The sequence below is a fragment of the Bacillus sp. 5mfcol3.1 genome (assembly GCF_900114335.1).
Classification (GTDB): domain Bacteria; phylum Bacillota; class Bacilli; order Bacillales; family Bacillaceae_G; genus Bacillus_A; species Bacillus_A thuringiensis_S.
In genome coordinates this window covers 1-2,042 of the sequence record NZ_FOST01000053.1, presented here as the reverse complement: position 1 = coordinate 2,042, position 2,042 = coordinate 1, and the positions used below count along the sequence as shown (strand labels likewise).

The window sequence follows — 2,042 nt, the reverse complement described above, 5'->3', positions numbered from 1 at the left end:
TCTACAATCAATTTCCCCATACCCGACAACTTAATTACTTTATTTGTCTCTGTATGGAATAGTTTTTCATCGTTTGGCATGTAAATTTTTGATGTCAAGAAAGCGAAAAAACCCAAAAATAGAAAGCTGATAATTGTTAAGTAGATCCACGACTTATTTTTTCTTAGATTGATTCTTTCACTCTTCTTACCAATCGCTCCTATCACACTCTCACCCCACCTTTTTCGTTATAAAACTTTCATATTTAACTCTTCCACACTTGTAACTCGCCATGTTTCATTTTCTTTTTTCATGATGATTCGTAACACATTGTTTACTTTTTCTTCTCGGTTTTGCGTTGCATCTGTCGTAACATTTATAAATTCAGCTAACACATTTACCTCCTCTTTATCGGGTTCATTTTCTTGTAAATAAAACTTCATTTCTATTGGTTTCGTTTTATACGTATCTCCTAATTCGTATTTATCAGTTGGATAAAATTGTTGTAATAGTTCTTCACTCATAATGGATTTTGCCTTTTCTTTTCGCTCACTGTAGCCTTCTTTTTCTCGATGAAATGATAATTGAATAAACGTTTCGGCTGTCAATAAATACGCCCTTCTCTGTTGTTCTTGTGCGGAAGGAAGCACCTTATCCAATCGTTTTTTTAAGTCTTCATTTTGCTTTGTTAGTAATTCATTTGAAAGTTTTAACTGTTTTTCTTTGCCATCACTCATTGATTTTTTGCTCAAATAGATATTAAAAGCTGTTACACCTACAACCAAAATGACAAACACAATAAACAAAGATTTTCGTTTATCTTTCATTCTTTTAGTCTCCTATTCTTTCGGTTTTTAGAACCTTCTTACATGACCAGAAAAGACTTTTTTCCAATACGGATTATTTAAATCTTCAATAGAAACACCTTTATTCGTTTGGCATCCAATGAAAGTATTTTTATCAATTACAATGCCAACGTGTCCGTCATGTTTGTAGGTATCAAAGAAAATAACATCACCTGGTTTCATATCATTTGCTGATACTTTTGTACCAATTTTATTTAATGTTTCCGTACTTACAGCGCCAATCGGACTGGTATACATTCCTACTTGTTCGAATGCCCAGCGTACAAAACTACTACAATCAAATATCCCTCTTGCGATGTCATTTGTGTTACGTCCTCCACCAAATACATAGGTAGAACGCCCTATCCATTGGCGACCTACATCGGCAACTTTTGAACCGCTACTTCCGCCACTTCCTGGATTTCCTCCTCCACCAGAAACAACAGAACCCGGCTGATAATATTTTAAAACTGCATCAACGTACAATATATCGCCATAACACGCTTGATACGGTACGGCTTCTGGTCTAAGACAATGATACATTCCTGTATGTTTTACTTTTTGATACTGTTGTTGTGAAAATTTGATTGCTAATTCTTTCGTGTACTTGCCACCATTTGCGCCAACAAAATCAAAAAATCCTGTCCCGAAATTGTAGGCTTGAAGGGCTGTTTTAATATGATCCATATCCCCAGGACTCGTTACTCCGGCTCTTTCTATCGCATGTTTAAACTCCTGTACACCAGCCCAAATACTGTAGTCTGGATCTGTAATACAGTTTGGTGATTTACAATATTTTGTATTAAATGCGCCTTCGGAACTCTGCATCGGATCACTACCACGTCCTCCACTCTCTTGCATCATTTGTGCAAGCATTAAAGCAACAAATGGTTCCACGCCAAAGGCTTTCGCATGCTTCCGAATCGTAGGTTCCCATTTCAAAACTTCGGGCGATACATTCATCACTTGCCCTTCACCTGTATACGTAATGTCACCCGTGTCCGTTCCGCTATCGCTCCCCATTGCCGCAATGAAAATACTAACGACTCCAAGTAAAAGAAAAGAAAAAAGACCCATCACAAGTAGCGCTAAAGTGATGAGCCATTTCTTTGGTATAACCTTCAAAACTAGATGCATGGTATTAAGCACCTCCCCCGAATAACATCAATTCTTCGTCTGTTACTTCTACATGGAAGTGAATGTTTTTTACAGCCCCAA

Annotated in this window: 2 protein-coding genes and 1 pseudogene; all 3 read right to left on the bottom strand. The window is 37.1% G+C overall.

Annotated features, from left to right (window positions below; genetic code table 11):
• Window positions 1–206: pseudogene (locus tag BM089_RS30345) on the bottom strand (hypothetical protein); the annotation flags it as partial.
• A 21-nt stretch (window positions 207–227) separates the two neighbouring features.
• Window positions 228–806 carry a MerR family transcriptional regulator gene (locus tag BM089_RS30340; RefSeq protein ID WP_090979207.1) on the bottom strand — a complete coding sequence of 193 codons (579 nt, stop codon included), beginning with the start codon at window positions 804–806 and terminating at the stop codon, window positions 228–230.
• A gap of 27 nt (window positions 807–833) precedes the next feature.
• Window positions 834–1,961: a bifunctional lytic transglycosylase/C40 family peptidase gene (locus BM089_RS30335; protein WP_071714078.1), complete on the bottom strand. Its 1,128-nt coding sequence runs from the start codon at window positions 1,959–1,961 to the stop codon at window positions 834–836.
• Between the last annotated feature and the right edge of the window lie 81 nt (window positions 1,962–2,042).